The organism is Nostoc sp. ChiSLP03a (assembly GCF_034531215.2).
Classification (GTDB): domain Bacteria; phylum Cyanobacteriota; class Cyanobacteriia; order Cyanobacteriales; family Nostocaceae; genus Nostoc.
In genome coordinates, this window is sequence record NZ_JAVRBQ020000126.1 from 45,997 (window position 1) to 60,274 (window position 14,278).

Below are 14,278 nucleotides of genomic sequence, written 5' to 3' on the forward strand. Positions count from 1 at the left end.
TCACTTTTACCTATTAACCGTTACTACATTTAACTAACTACTGCTTCAGCTTTTTCCTCAGCTTTTTCCTTAACTAGCATATAAGGTTTTTCTGCACCTTGTGCCAAATACTCAGCTAACTGACTTTCAATTTGATCGCGCACAATTTGGCGGTATTCCAGAAAATGCTCATTGTGGGCGCAAGCAGCGATGTAATGTTCAATAACTCCAGGATTCCGCTTGAGAATGCTGAACAAATGATGCCAGAATTTCCAACGGGTTTCCCGTTTGATTCCTTGTCGCCAAATCACAATCAGCAACGCTTTTATAACTACCCACTCGGGCATTTTGGCTGGCGCTTTCCAACTCGGCAAGCCCATCATCAAGAAGCAGCGATAGGTACGATCCAAATATTGTACTGGGTCGTATAAAGTACAGAATGCCTCAATATATTCTCTGGCTAGTTCTTCCAGGGGACGGGTAGGCAGGAAGTTCATCAATGTTGTTTGGTTGATGTTGCCATCTTGATTTTCCCGGAGTCGTCCTTCTTTTTTCAGGCGATGCCAAAGCGCAGTGTTAGGTAACGCTTGTAACATGGCAAAAGTAGTTGAGGGAATTGCTGCTTGTTCTGCAAAGCGGACAATGCGATCGCCTGCATCGGCTTTTTCGCCATCAAACCCGATAATAAACCCAGCCATTGGGCGCAATCCCGCTTTAATAATGGTTTGCACCGCCTCAGTTAAAGAACTGCGAGTATTTTGAAACTTCTTGGTCATTTGCAAACTATCCTCATCCGGCGTTTCGATTCCCAAAAACACCGCTGAGAAACCACATTCAACCATCAACTCCAACATTTCTTGGTCTTGTGCCAAGTCAACTGAAGCTTCCGTGTCAAATCGGAAGGGATACTTATGTTCTGCCATCCAGACTTTTAACTCTTTCAGCAACAATTTGACATTTCGCTTGTTGCCAATAAAGTTGTCATCTACCATGAACACACCCCGCCGCCAACCCAATTCATAGAGGTAATCTAACTCTGCTAACAATTGCGCTGGGGTTTTGGTACGCGGTTTGCGCCCGTAGAGAACAATAATGTCGCAAAATTCGCATTGGAAAGGACATCCACGCGAAAACTGCACCGACATCATGTCATAAGCGTTCAATTCTAATAAATCAAAGCGGGGTATTGGTGTGCTGGTGACATCAGGTTTTTCTGTGGCGCGGAAAGTGCCAGATGTTTCACCCCGTTTAATTGCCTCAATAAACATGGGGAGAGTGATTTCCCCTTCATCCAAAATCAGAAAATCTGCGCCAACATTTTCAACTTCGTGAGGTACAGAAGTGGGGTAAGGGCCGCCAACTGCGACTAACTTGCCACGTTTTTTTGCTTCCTGAATTTGCTCAAGTAAATCTTGTTTCTGGACAATCATCGCAGAGAGAATTACTACATCTGCCCATGCCCATTCTGCTTCTGTTGCGGGGCGGATGTTGCGATCGACCAGCTTGAATTCCCATTCTTGGGGCAGAATCGCCGCCACTGTTACTAAACCCAGAGGTGGTAATAAAACCTTGCGATCGACTAATTCCAAGATTTTTTCATAAGACCAAAAGGTTTTGGGAAATATTGGATACACTAACAAGATTCGCATGTAGTATCAATCCTCACACTTTGATTGTTATCCCACTCTAACGAAAATAAAGAGTTATTGACTTTTTATTAAAGTTGTTTTATTTTACCATTCATATTTTTAACTCAAATGGGCGACCAGTACAGCACGGCGTAAATCCAACTACCATCTCAATTAACTAGACAAGTTGCTCTGAGCAACTGGTTAAAGGTAGGTAAACTTTCGCCACAGTTTACTAGGATTTCCTTAAAAAGACTCCCCCCATATATAAGAATTATTGTCATTTAGCTGTATCGTGAAAAGAGAAGCAAATTAGAAAACAAGTGTAGCGCTTCCGAATAAATCAATCAGATGATCGCACAATGGCTCTCAAAAGCTTTTGCACAAAGTTTCAGGATTTTCCTTGCCGTTACATTTGTCAGTACTACATTTCCTGTGGTTGCATCCGAAGATAAGTCTAGTTCTAGTAATCAACGTAACCTCCTTCAAACTGAAATTACACAGCAGGATCTCAGAATCATCGATCAATTAGTAGCTATTGCTGAACGCAACTCAGCCCAAGTACTGGAAACAAAAGCTGCAATGGGATTGAATGCTTTTAGAGATGTCTTAGCTATCGAATTATCTCCGGCTCTAAGTACGATCTCAACATCACCGGATTCCCCATCTGAGCGCTCAAACAGCTTTTCCTTAACCGTCACAGTTGACCCGATTAAATTTATTAGTACTTTTGGGCAGCTTCCTGTTTTGCAAGCTCGTTGGAAGGAAGCTAGACAGCAAAAAAGATTAGCTATCGTGCAATATTATGTTGCCTATCTCCAAGCCCGTCAAGCAGCTTTAATTGCCACTTATCAAATACAAAAAATTACTGGAAGTTCTGACATTGCCAATCTTGATTCCCAAACAAGTTTTCCTAAGAATGTCAATCATCTTGCTAATCCTGATTACGTTGCAGCTGCAACATCTTTGTTAGAAGCAAACACACGCGAACGATTGACATTGGAAGAATTGGCAGCTTGTGTCGGCTTATCTTCGCAAGAAATGACCGCTATCATTAGCAAATAATAGATATTTCACACACGTTTAACACCGCTAATTTTCAAAACATCACTCATGGTTGCACAATAATTTGGCAAGCCGAAATTATCGGGATTGATGAATTTTTCGTATGTAAAATGCCGATAGTTCATGCAAAACCGATCCCAAGCGGCCATCCGAATGCGGAACAGAACAATAATCAAATTAGCCAATGCTATAGATATGGGAATACGAAAGTAAATCTTTTTGCCCAGATAAGCACAAACTTGTTTCACTGCTTGATTAGCAGTTAACGGTGCTTGACCTAAAACCAGCCGACGTGGCTGATTATCTTTAGCAGGACGATCGATCAAATATTGCACTACAGTGGCAATATCTTGTGCGTGGATAAAGTGAAAACTGCCATCTGCTTCTAAAAAGCGAATCAAATTAATATATTTCGTCACTTCTGTAATACCAGATGTGACAGCAGAATAGGGTTTATTCGCATCACCGCCCAATACTACAGTCGGAAATACTGTGGTAATTTTGGGTGCGATCGCTAATTTTTCTTTTTTCTCTAAGCACTCATATTTAGAACGGATATAATCTGTTCCAATTTCCCCGGCTTCTTTTAATGGTTGATTGTAGCGATCCAAAACGCTAGCTGTCGAAAAATAAATTACCTGTTGGCAACGTTCTGGATCTAGGAGTTCGAGCAACTCTATAGTCTTGACGACATTAATATCAAATGTTTGCTCGCCACCCCAAGCTGTGGCTGTAAGTACCGCCGTATCAATTGTGGATAGCAAATCGGCAAATTGGCGAATATTTTGCATATCACCTTGTAAAACGTTGATGCCTGAACGAGCATTAGTATCAACTTGCAGTTTGCTTGGGTTCCTAACTAATAGATACAGTTCGTGATTTGTTTCTTTAATTAAGGCTTCTGTTAAATAATGACCTACACAACCACTTGCACCAGTCACTAAAATCCGTTTCTGGCTCATAGAGAATTTATAAAACGTTAGGAGTTAAAATTAAAGAATTAAGAATAAAGTTAAAAGTTCCGAATTGCAACTGAATAACTCTGAAAATTTTAGATTTTGAATTTTGGATTTTAGATTGCAGGAAAAATCTAAAATCTAAAATCTAAAATCTAAAATTGTATGACTCCTAACCCTTAACTCCTGCAAGATTCAATTCCTTCGCAGTTTCAAAAAAGAAAGCGACATTTTCTTCGGGAGTTTCTGGTAAGACACCGTGACCGAGATTGAGAATATGACCCCAATTACCGGCTTTGCGAACGGTATCGAGAATGCGATCGCGGATAAACTGTTTAGAGCCGAATAGTACACCTGGGTCAAGATTTCCTTGAACTTTCATTTGTTTACCCAATCTGGCTCTTGCATCTGCCATATCCACTGCCCAGTCTACACTGACAATATCAGCGCCAGATTGTCCCATTCTTTCCAACACACCCGCACTACCGCTAACTAGCAAAATCAAAGGTGTATCGGGATGGGTTTGCTTGACTTGCTGGAAAACTCGCTGCTGATAGGGGAGAGCAAAAGTATCATAATCTTGAGGACTCAATTGCCCTGCCCAAGAATCGAACATTTGCACAACTTGAGCGCCACAGTCAATTTGGTAACGGGCATAGATGGCGATCGCATCTGCTAATTTAGCTAACAGTTTATGCAATATCGTCGGATCGGAAAATGCCATGTTTTTGATGATGGAGTAGGTCTTAGAACCTTTTCCTTCCACCGCATAAGCTGCTAATGTCCACGGCGCACCCACAAAGCCTAACACCGTTGATTTGTCGCCTACTTCCGAACGCAACGCTTGCAAAATTGTCTTGATAAATGGTAGAGCTGCTTCTGGTTCTAAAGGATGCAAATTATCAATTTGTTCTTGAGTGCGCAGAGGTGAGTGAATGATTGGCCCTTTACCTTCGGCGATGTCCATGTCAATCCCCAAACCAGGTAATGGGGTGACAATATCAGAAAACAAAATTACTCCGTCTGGTTGGAAAGCTCTCCAGGGTTGCAAAGAAACTTCAATTGCTACTTCTGGAATTTCGGAGCGATCGCGAAACGAAGGATACTTTTCTCTTAAGTCTCGATATGCTTTCATATATCGTCCCGCTTGTCGCATCATCCATACAGGGGGACGATCTACTACTTCACCACGAGCAGCCCGTAAGAGATGAGGAGTCGTTGAATAAACACCCATTTATCACTTCATCCTAAGTCACAACTTTTATGCCACTGTTTAGCTTATCATTCTGGGATTACGCTTTATTAGCAAGTTGTCAGCAAAAGCCCTAGTCCTTTTACACCAAAGGAAAATCGGGTCAGAAATGGGATAAAACAAGAATTAACAAAGAAAGTGGAATATAAAAGAATTTCGTCACTCTTTTGTGTTGTCTCCACTATCTACTCTTTTAATTCCCTATGGAAACTGACTCTAACAGTCCCGATCGTGTTGCATCTGCTAATAATGAGCTTAATCCAGGAAAGTATTTGATTCCGCGATCGCAGCGACAGAGGTTCTTTATTCAGTTTACCTTAATGACCCTCATCGGATGGGTTGTCGGTGGTGTTGCCAGTATCGCCTTAGAGAAAATTATTCTCCAAAGTCTTTCATCTAACGTTGCTACTCAACCACAAACATGGAGCATTTTGGTTAGAAGCCTGAGTAACGTTGTATTTGCCGTGATTTTCGCTGCAGATCAAGCTCTTGTCCTTTACCGATATTTACCGGGTTGGCAGTGGCTATTTGCTACTAGTGTCGGTTGGCTGATTGCCAACGGCGTTTCTACAGCCTGGATTAACTACATTTCAACCATTGCCTCATCAGCTTCTGAAGATACTTTGATTTTTGGATTTTTGTCTGCGATCGCATATATAATTTCTGGAATTTGGCTAGGGATTTGCCAATGGCTGGTGTTAAGGCGATATACAGCAGGTATTTGGTGGTGGAATTTTGTACCCTCAATCTCTTTTTTCTGGATTACTATTTTGATTTGGTTGCTTTTTATTATGCAAAATTTGATTCCAGAAACCTACCGTACTCCCATACTATATTGGAGTGGACAAGGACTGACAGCGGCGATTTTAGGAGCTATACCAGCAATTGGTTTGTGTAGATTAAAAAGAAATTTACATTCCAAAACTGGAGTTTCTTCCTGACTTTTATCGATATATTCCATAACCTTAATATTTATGACTCGCCCGCGCATTCTCCAACCCGGTCAAAGTTATACATTTAGTAAGTATTTTGAATTACCATATACCCCAGCAGATATCTTGGCGGAACTGGGATGTAGTTACGAACGCGCATCGCTACAACACCTCAAAGGATATCACGAGTTACCCAGTCCCATTTAATTGTTATCCCAAATAGTTTCTAAACGCTCTTGTGCTATTTTGAGAGCTTTGTCGGGAGATTCACCCAGCAATGTAGCCTCGATAGCTCGACCAAGACTGTCAGAAAGACGGCTATATCCGGCAATAATCGGTCTAGCACCAGCTAGAGGAATTTGTTCCATAAACACTTTTAACCAAGATTTGTGGTTGAGGAATTGCTGATAAGCTTCACTTTGTGCAGCTTTAAGATTAACTGGTAAAAAACCGGTACCGATACTCCATTCTTTTTGGAATTCTTCACTCAAAACATATTCTAAAAACTTGAGTGCAGCTTGCTCTCTGGCTGGTGTAGTCTTCATCACATAGATATTTCCGCCACCTGTCACCGTAGCTTGACCAACATTTGTAGGTATGGGAAATGCGTCGTAATCAACGTTAGATTTCGTGATATAAGTCCAAGGGCCCGTAATTTGCATAGCAACCCGACCCGCTATAAAGGCATCTTCTTCATAACCCCGTTCTGGAGAAGAAAGCATTGCTGAACCATCTTTCAACAGCTGCTGCCAGAATTGTAAAGCTTTCAGCGCTCCAGCATTCGTTAAATTCGGTCGGTTATTTGTCAGTACTTCTCCGCCAGCGCTCAATAAAAAAGGAAACCAGCTAAAAACAGTCCATTCTCCCTTTCCTAAAGGCAGTAGAATTCCGTACTGTTCTGGTCGGTTGTCGCCATTGCGGTCTATGGTTAATTTTTTGGCAACTTCTCTCAATTCTTCCCAAGTCTTGGGCGTTTGTGTAATTCCCGCAGCTTCAAAAAGCTTAGGTCTGTAAAAAATACCAATGTTACTTGTATATAATGGAGCCGACCAAAGATGACCATCTAATTGCAATTCTTCAAGTAAGTTAGGGGTGATTTCTGACTTTAGGGGCAATTTTTTCAACCAATCTTCTAAAGGTATAATTGCCCTTAAATCTGCTAACTGACCTGTAATTTGCGGATAGAATGCCAAGATATCTGGAGGCACATTACCCACAACAGCTGTTAATATTTTTGGCAAGTGGGGTTGAGCTAAAAAGACAGATTCTACCTGCACATCAGTATGAGTCTGATTAAATTTGTCTACCAATTTTTCAAACACATCCCGATTAGCAGGGGGATTGATTGCTTGCCATAGGGTTAAATGAATTACTCCATCATCCTTCTGTACTAGTCCCTGACAAGCAGATAAAAATATTAGGAACGAACTTAGAACAATCCCTAGAAGTAACATCTGCCAACCAGAAGCGATGACTCGGCGAGAATAATGGCTTATTTGGGATAGAAAAAGGATAATCTTCATACCAGATAGTTCATCAGATTAAGAAATATTCTCCAAAACACTTTTGGTAATACTAGTTTCTGCTCTTGTGTAAATATAAGTTTGGGGTTCGGTTATTTTTTCAGTTCTGAATATTTTTGCCGCCCGATACCAAAAGTCTGTATCCTCTCCGTATGCAATATTATTAAATCCTTTCACCTCCAAAAATACCTGTCTTTTTCCAAAAAATGTTGGTCCTAAAACACATTCTCGGAGATTAATTTTTTGACCTGGTTGAAAATAATCTGCAACCCAAACCTCTTCTTCTGTGGCGAATCCACCTTCAATTAAATCAATTTCTAGATTAGCTCTCATATATTCAATTCGCGCATCCAGGTGATTGACTTTGTACGCATCATCGCTATCTAAAAATGTTATATATTTGCCGAAAGATGCCTGTATCCCTACATTTTTAGCATACCACAGCTTCCTATTTTGGTGTTTCAAATATCGGATATTTTGAAATTGTTGAATATAAGGATTGACAACTTCAAAGGTATTATCTTGGCTGCCATCATCAACTATAATCAGTTCCCAATCTTGAAAACTTTGAGCAATAACACTATCAATGCAATTGTTTAAATATTTTGCCCGATTATAGGTACAGAGGATAATTGATACTTCCTGATTGAAATCAAAAACTACAGTTTCCATTTTTAAATCATCATCGTAATTGTTCGCACAAGAATCTCACTAACAAAAGAGGGGTTTTTAATTGTTGAGGAGTAAAGTATTAAGCTGTGTTGAACAGAACTAAGTTATTAACAGGCTGAAAAATTACTCCTTAGTTATGTAAGTTTATAAAATCGTGCATTGTATCATTATAATGATAAATTATCCGGCTATAATCAAAGTTTTCTCGAACATATTCTAAAATTTGTGGACGATAATATTGGTTTTTCTCAATCATCTCGCTAATTGTATCGGTAACAATTTTATGAGTTTGACAAAACTGTAAGTGTGTAAATGCACAAAATCATAAATTGTTTCTAAAAAATTTTTGTATTCATTTATCACAGTTAAAACAGAATGCGATAGGGGGGTTCAGGGATATAACCCCAAGCTACAAGAGCAATTTTCATAAATAATTTAATTTCTCCTCACACTTTTAGATTTACTTTTCAGCCAAAATACAAGTTGCGACGGGATAATCTGGATGGTAAGCGTCTAGTTCTTCAGATGTTAGTTCTTCTACGGCTATTCCATGATAACTAGCTATGACACTGGTAGGGTTGCCATAGACATACAACTTCTGCTGTGAGAAGTTTCTAAACATCCAGGCGAAAGCATCAGGTAAAGGTCGCCAATAGTCAACGGGAGTAGCATGAACTCTAATCGCACTTGGTACCATTGCAAAACATTTTCCACCAGGTTTTAGCCAAGTGTGGATATTTTCCACCACTATCCAGGGGGCATAACAATGTTCTAAGACGTTAAAAATGATCGCTGAATCCAAAGATTCTGGTTTAATAACGGATACATCATGAGCATCTCCAACTATATCTACTCCTGGGCCTGCTTCTAAGTTGAGAATCTGATATAATCCGCCTGGGTTAATTTGATAAAAATCTTTATCTTTTGGTGTTCCTCCTATTTCTAAGATATTGCCACCAATTTGGGTTTGAATTTCTTTTAGAAATTTGCTGAGGTAGTATCTATCGACGGGTGTACCTCTTGTCAATCCAAATGCTTGACAAATAGGAACTGTTTTTTTCAAATCACCCCAATCTATCGAACCTGTAGCAGGGGACAGTAAACCAAGACTTTCTAAATGTTCTACTAATTTACGAAAGTCTTCTATATTTTTAATAGATTCTAGGTCATTTTCTAATTGATATTGGGAAAATAATTGTGGCAATACTTGGTAAGTTTCTTTACTTAATGAACCAAGTTCATATTGCATTTCCTTTTCGATAAAACTCCGAAAGCCTTTACCGAAGATTGTCAGGCTACCATCTGCTAAAAAAATTAGGGCGTTTTTAAGAAGCTGCTCATATTTTTTGATCTCCTGAATAACTTTCTCTGCTATAGGTTCTAATTTAATTTTTTGAAATATTTGGTAAGCTGTCTCTAATGAATGTTCATGAATAAATATTTCCAAGATTGTCAACCATGATTTTGATGGGATAATTTTTGCGGTTCGCTGACTCCACGCAAAAATTGCATATAACTGTGAATCTTCAACTTTTAAAAAGGCATTAGGTACATATTGTTTTGGCATATAGTTAATAACTCAAAGTTTTATAATCAGGAAGATGAATTAGATATTATAAGCTATTTTCGTATTTTATTTATAATGGCATCGCATTTATTTTAAGCTTGCCTGAAAATAACAATTTAGCGTTCCTGGAAGATCCTCTTTTCCAATCCTTCCCCGGTTGCAAGAGGCAAGTGTTGCTCTACTTATCTGGTAAGTAAGGAGTCTGGAGGGTTAGGTTTGTGATTCCTGAATCGATGCTCCGCTCTAATTGCCGCAGTACCATACTAGAGGCTTTTAGATAATACGGCACTCAGATTTGCCGGAAAAAAAGCTTTATAAATTGGTTGTTTGCGCGGTTGGTCTGCCTGTCATCTGGCATTGGGTGGAGTGAAATTAGATGTAATCGATCCTTTTTTAGCCAGAGAAGATGTTTATGAAAGTGTAAGTAATTCCCTACGACTTGCTAATGTTCTTGACTCAGTTAATTTAGTAGCTGGTTATAGCCCACAAAGGGTAGAAGAGTTAGCTAAAGAATTACAACACAAGTGGTCATTGATTTTCATTGATGGCGATCGTGAAGCACCTGCTCCGCTCAATGATACGATTGTTTGTGAACCATTGGCAGAGGACGATGCTTTAATTTTGTTCCATGATTTAACTTCCCCTGATGTAGCACAAGGTTTAGACTACTTAAAGGAAAAAGGTTGGAATACAATCATTTACCAAACTATGCAAATTATGGGTGCTGCTTGGCGAGGAGATGTTGAACCTGTAAAACATCAGCCAGATCCGAAAATCAATTGGAATTTACCAAAGCATTTAGAACATTATTCTGTGAGTGGATTATGACTGTTTAACCAGAAGCGGATCTGATTTTAACTTAATGTGGATGCGCGATCGCTAATATTCCCGCATCTCCATCTAAAGTTACCTCTAGACCCACTGGTAAGGCTGCATTGGGACTATCATGGCCAAAAGGCAAATCGGAGACAATGGGAATCCCTAAATCACCCAGGCGATCGCGCAATACTTCTTCTACACTAAAACTAGATATAGTTGGTGGCGCTTCACAACGAGTAAAACCGCCCAACGCAATACCGCAGACTTGAGACAAAGCACCACTCAAACGCCACTGCGTCAGCATCCTATCGATGCGATAAGGTGCTTCGGTAACATCCTCCAACGCCAGAATTACACCATCCAGATGTGGCAAGATTGGTGTACCTAAAAGGTGAGTAGCCACCGTCAGATTACCTGGTAACAAAGTACCATTCACTACACCACCACCCCAACCGCAACCTTTGAGAGGGGTAAAAGAACCACCTTCTACCCAATCAAATAATCGCTTAACTGACCAATCTGACTCATCTGCCAAAGTTGTCATTACAGGGCCGTGAACGCCGGAAATTCCTGCTGTATAAAGACTCCATAATAAAGCTGTGATATCAGAAAAGCCTATAAGCCACTTGGGAGGCCCTGAGTTTGGCCAATTCCAATTTTCTAAGATGCGGGTGCTGCCAAAACCACCTCTGGCACAGAGAATACCACGACAATCGGGATCTTGCCATGCTGCTGCTAGCTGTTGACGACGAGTTTCATCTGTTCCAGCTAGATAACCCCATTTGTCATCTACCTGGGGACTGATTTCTAGTTTGTAGCCACGCGATCGCCAAATTTCTAGACTCTGTTTAAATTCCTCAAATTCTCGCAAAGCACCACTAGGGGCAATTACTCGTAATAAGTCTCCAGGTTTTAAGGGCGATGGTAAGATTTTGGCTGGCATGAAACAAGTTAGGAGTGAAAAGTATCATATTAACAATGCTTGAGGGTTTAAGTCCTCTGCTTCTACATTCAGAACGAATTGAACACCTAAGCTAAATCCCCGTCACAAAACGTAATTACGTTAGCGAGTCCGCGTTCGCTTTTAGCGTCTCGTAGAGAGCGTCATTACGAATTACGAATTACGAATTACGAATTACGAATTACGAATTACGAATTATATTAACAATGCTGCAACTGTGTTAACAACACAACAACTTCATCAATTGCCTGTCGTATAACTGTTGCAGATTGATCCGACTGATTCACGATAATACTAAAAACTAGCGGCTCATATTTCGGCGCATTCATATATCCAGATAGAGAAACTACACCTGTTAACGTACCTGTTTTTGCTTGCACAATGCCCGCAGCAGGTGTATCTTGAAAGCGGCCTTTCAGAGTTCCACTTTTACCAGCCACGGGTAAAGATGCGCGATATATATATGCAGTTGGGGTTTTTGCCATTCCCCGCAGAGTTTGGACAAAAGCTTCTGGTGTCACTAAGTCACGACGTGATAAACCTGAACCATCGACCAAAATGTAATTAGCTGGATCGACCCCCAATTTAGTTAAACTTGCTTTGACAACTTCTAAACCGACATCAGCACTAGTTTGATTTTTAAGTCTGGTTTTTTTCACAGCTAATGCTCTCAGCAATGCTTCAGCATAAAGATTATTACTATTTAAATTAGTTTCTGCTAATAATTCAGCTAAAGGTGGCGACTCTACAAATGCTATTTCCTGTTGATTCACACCACCATTTACTACTAATGTCTGTCCCAAAGTAATTTTTTCTGTTGCTAAGACAGTACGGAAACGTCGTAAGAAGTAATAATTAGGATCGACTACAGGCAAATCTATTAAAGATTCTTCAGAATTCGTTGTCAGTTGTCCTTGAATTCGTAATACTGTTCCTGATAATTCGCGGGTGACATTGACATAGCTCGGTTGATTTTGAGGGACGGTTATTGACTGATTAATTATCCGCCACTGTTTTGCTTCGCCAGGATCGATCCACAGCACTTGCAAAGATTTACCCACAGCCTGTGGTACAAGTTTAAAGCTAAAAATATTTTGATTCAGAATAAAGCTGCTGACTGGTACGCCATCACTTGATTGCACATCTTCCCATTGCCAGGTGGGGTTAACAATATCACCTTGAATATAACTATCATCAGCACTCAACTGCTGAATTTGAGTAATACCTTTCTGTTTTAACTGCTGTGCCAATTTTTGCAGTTCAGTATCACTTAAACTAGGATCTCCCCTACCGACAACACGTAAAATACCATTGCCATTCTGATAAATAGAGGTGCGAATCCGAAAATTAGCGCCCAATTCCTGCAACGCTGCTGCTGTCGTCAGCAATTTGAGGTTAGACGCAGGAGTAAAATATTTTTGAGCATCTCGACTGTAAAGAGTTGGCCCCGTTGACAGAGGTTGTATCAAAATTCCCCAGCGTCCCCGACTAAATAAGGGACGATTGATTACAGCATCTATAGCTGTTCCCAGTTGGCTAGAGCAAATTGATTTGGTGCTAGTTGTTGGTGCAACTGGGGTTTGTGCTTTCGCAATAGAACTAAATCCTATCTGGCTAGTCAAAAATATTGATAAAACACCCAGTGGTTGATTTAAAGTCTTAAGTCCCACCAATTTTCCTTATCCCAAAGACAGATATTTTTACTTTGCAAACAATTTCTTTCCGGAGAGAGAAGAATTGGCTCAGTAAAGTTACTTAATTAGTATAAGGAAGATGTTCACATGTTTCATACATAGGCGATCGCACAAACGTAATTTATGGGACTACAAAATCGAAACCTAAGTCAACCTGCATATACAGAAATACGAAATCGAGGCAATGGTGTGAGTACATTTTTATCTGGTGTAGCTGTATTACTCTCTACTTTGGCTTTGGGATGTAGCGGCTATGTAGCTTATGAAGTTTTTACGTTACGGCAAACACTAAATGCTACTAGTACAGCCAGTAACACCATTCCCACTCAAGTCCCAAGTCCTACAGCTACAACTTCTCCACAAGCAACTGTCTCACCATCCCCAGCTAGTGCTACAACATCAGCAATTAGTCCTGGCCAATTTGTGCAGCCTGCTTTTGGCAAAAAGGCAGAAGTTGAGTTACTTTCAGCAAAACGAATTAAAGACCCGGAAACAGGAAACCGTGATGTGGTAAATCTGCAAATGCGGATTCGTCGCCTTGCTACAGACGGAGTTGTTGGTAGCGATATTATCTCGGTAGCTAGTACAACAGCCCGCAATCCTGAGACTAGCGTAACCTACAAAGGAGTTGCTCTTAATCGCTCAACAGGAAGCGTTTCTTTGTTCCCAGTACGTCCACAAGCCTCCGCAGATGCTTATATCTGGCTAAGAGTTCCCGATGGTATCAATAATTTGGACATTTTTGTGCCAGATACAGCCGCATTTAAAAATGTACCAATTTCATCTTAGCTAGCTAACTGATATCAAATAACTCCCCATCTAGGGGAGCTATTTGTCGTTGATTGTACAAGATAATGCTTTAGTTCTCTAAACAGTAGCCTGCAACTGTAAGCAGCAGTCTGAGAGATAACCAAATTTCCATAACTTTTTTTTAATTACTTTCTCTTTCACTTCATTAATGTTACTTATGACTGTGGTTGAAGTTTTTTATTAACCATTGGTAAGAGCGTATTCCAAAATAATTTGAAATATTTTAAAAAAATAATAATTATAACATCACAAGGTTAGCGAATAGGTAGAAGGGATTCTAATTAACCCAAGTTGCGGGTTATCAAGCTGTGGGTACTTTGCACTTGAATAGTCGTGCGCTCGTTCAGGACGAAGTGGCGGTTGCACGTCGCGCAACCGCCACCTCAATTAACTCAAAAATACAGATACTGAATTAGATTA

The 14,278-nt window shown here is 40.1% G+C and carries 13 protein-coding genes; 5 read left to right on the forward strand and 8 right to left on the reverse strand.

What is annotated here, in order from left to right; translation table 11 throughout:
• Positions 1-29: 29 nt before the first annotated feature.
• A complete protein-coding gene (locus tag RMY32_RS20565) occupies positions 30-1,628 on the reverse strand; it encodes a B12-binding domain-containing radical SAM protein (protein WP_322711619.1) in 1,599 nt (532 codons plus the stop codon).
• Between the two features lie 330 nt (positions 1,629-1,958).
• Here RMY32_RS20565 and RMY32_RS20570 point away from each other — a divergent pair, with 330 nt between their 5' ends.
• Positions 1,959-2,672 carry a hypothetical protein gene (locus RMY32_RS20570; protein ID WP_322711620.1) on the forward strand — a complete coding sequence of 238 codons (714 nt, stop codon included), beginning with the start codon at positions 1,959-1,961 and terminating at the stop codon, positions 2,670-2,672.
• Positions 2,673-2,680: 8 nt separating this feature from the next.
• Here the strand turns inward: RMY32_RS20570 and RMY32_RS20575 are convergent, their stop codons facing one another.
• Positions 2,681-3,634: an NAD(P)-dependent oxidoreductase gene (locus tag RMY32_RS20575; protein WP_322711621.1), complete on the reverse strand. Its 954-nt coding sequence runs from the start codon at positions 3,632-3,634 to the stop codon at positions 2,681-2,683.
• Between the two features lie 166 nt (positions 3,635-3,800).
• Positions 3,801-4,862 carry a uroporphyrinogen decarboxylase gene (gene hemE / locus RMY32_RS20580; protein WP_322711622.1) on the reverse strand — a complete coding sequence of 354 codons (1,062 nt, stop codon included), beginning with the start codon at positions 4,860-4,862 and terminating at the stop codon, positions 3,801-3,803.
• A gap of 221 nt (positions 4,863-5,083) precedes the next feature.
• Between hemE and RMY32_RS20585 the strand changes: the two genes are divergently transcribed.
• Positions 5,084-5,821 carry a hypothetical protein gene (locus RMY32_RS20585; RefSeq protein ID WP_322711623.1) on the forward strand — a complete coding sequence of 246 codons (738 nt, stop codon included), beginning with the start codon at positions 5,084-5,086 and terminating at the stop codon, positions 5,819-5,821.
• 33 nt (positions 5,822-5,854) lie between these two features.
• Entirely contained in the window at positions 5,855-6,019 is a 165-nt protein-coding gene (locus RMY32_RS20590; RefSeq protein WP_322711634.1) for a hypothetical protein, read from the forward strand.
• On the opposite strand, the gene RMY32_RS20595 is transcribed toward RMY32_RS20590, so the two are convergent.
• From RMY32_RS20595 to RMY32_RS20605, 3 genes are all read right to left on the reverse strand, one after another.
• Entirely contained in the window at positions 6,016-7,335 is a 1,320-nt protein-coding gene (locus RMY32_RS20595) for an ABC transporter substrate-binding protein (RefSeq protein WP_322711624.1), read from the reverse strand. The genes RMY32_RS20590 and RMY32_RS20595 overlap by 4 nt on opposite strands.
• An 18-nt stretch (positions 7,336-7,353) precedes the next feature.
• The gene (locus RMY32_RS20600) at positions 7,354-8,007 is read right to left on the reverse strand and encodes a glycosyltransferase family A protein (protein ID WP_322711625.1); all 654 of its coding nucleotides are present in this window, start codon (positions 8,005-8,007) and stop codon (positions 7,354-7,356) included.
• Between the two features lie 460 nt (positions 8,008-8,467).
• A complete protein-coding gene (locus RMY32_RS20605) occupies positions 8,468-9,574 on the reverse strand; it encodes a methyltransferase domain-containing protein (RefSeq protein ID WP_322711626.1) in 1,107 nt (368 codons plus the stop codon).
• Between the two features lie 327 nt (positions 9,575-9,901).
• On the opposite strand from RMY32_RS20605, the gene RMY32_RS20610 reads away from it, so the two are divergent.
• Positions 9,902-10,402: a class I SAM-dependent methyltransferase gene (locus tag RMY32_RS20610; RefSeq protein WP_322711627.1), complete on the forward strand. Its 501-nt coding sequence runs from the start codon at positions 9,902-9,904 to the stop codon at positions 10,400-10,402.
• A gap of 31 nt (positions 10,403-10,433) precedes the next feature.
• On the opposite strand, the gene RMY32_RS20615 is transcribed toward RMY32_RS20610, so the two are convergent.
• On the reverse strand, positions 10,434-11,336 hold the full coding sequence (locus RMY32_RS20615; protein ID WP_322711628.1) for an LD-carboxypeptidase: 903 nt from the start codon (positions 11,334-11,336) through the stop codon (positions 10,434-10,436).
• Between the two features lie 218 nt (positions 11,337-11,554).
• Positions 11,555-12,997: a D-alanyl-D-alanine carboxypeptidase/D-alanyl-D-alanine-endopeptidase gene (gene dacB, locus RMY32_RS20620; protein WP_409883575.1), complete on the reverse strand. Its 1,443-nt coding sequence runs from the start codon at positions 12,995-12,997 to the stop codon at positions 11,555-11,557.
• A gap of 240 nt (positions 12,998-13,237) precedes the next feature.
• On the opposite strand from dacB, the gene RMY32_RS20625 reads away from it, so the two are divergent.
• A complete protein-coding gene (locus RMY32_RS20625) occupies positions 13,238-13,837 on the forward strand; it encodes a hypothetical protein (RefSeq protein WP_322711633.1) in 600 nt (199 codons plus the stop codon).
• Positions 13,838-14,278 lie beyond the last annotated feature (441 nt).

Excerpts from the sequence above, each read along its gene's own strand:
- RMY32_RS20595 (WP_322711624.1), bottom strand. The coding sequence starts at position 7,335 with ATGAAGATTATCCTTTTTCTATCCCAAATAAGCCATTATTCTCGCCGA.
- RMY32_RS20600 (WP_322711625.1), bottom strand. The coding sequence starts at position 8,007 with ATGGAAACTGTAGTTTTTGATTTCAATCAGGAAGTATCAATTATCCTC.
- RMY32_RS20585 (WP_322711623.1), top strand. The coding sequence starts at position 5,084 with ATGGAAACTGACTCTAACAGTCCCGATCGTGTTGCATCTGCTAATAAT.
- hemE (WP_322711622.1), bottom strand. The coding sequence starts at position 4,862 with ATGGGTGTTTATTCAACGACTCCTCATCTCTTACGGGCTGCTCGTGGT.
- RMY32_RS20615 (WP_322711628.1), bottom strand. The coding sequence starts at position 11,336 with ATGCCAGCCAAAATCTTACCATCGCCCTTAAAACCTGGAGACTTATTA.
- RMY32_RS20565 (WP_322711619.1), bottom strand. The coding sequence starts at position 1,628 with ATGCGAATCTTGTTAGTGTATCCAATATTTCCCAAAACCTTTTGGTCT.
- RMY32_RS20570 (WP_322711620.1), top strand. The coding sequence starts at position 1,959 with ATGATCGCACAATGGCTCTCAAAAGCTTTTGCACAAAGTTTCAGGATT.
- RMY32_RS20590 (WP_322711634.1), top strand. The coding sequence starts at position 5,855 with ATGACTCGCCCGCGCATTCTCCAACCCGGTCAAAGTTATACATTTAGT.
- RMY32_RS20575 (WP_322711621.1), bottom strand. The coding sequence starts at position 3,634 with ATGAGCCAGAAACGGATTTTAGTGACTGGTGCAAGTGGTTGTGTAGGT.
- RMY32_RS20605 (WP_322711626.1), bottom strand. The coding sequence starts at position 9,574 with ATGCCAAAACAATATGTACCTAATGCCTTTTTAAAAGTTGAAGATTCA.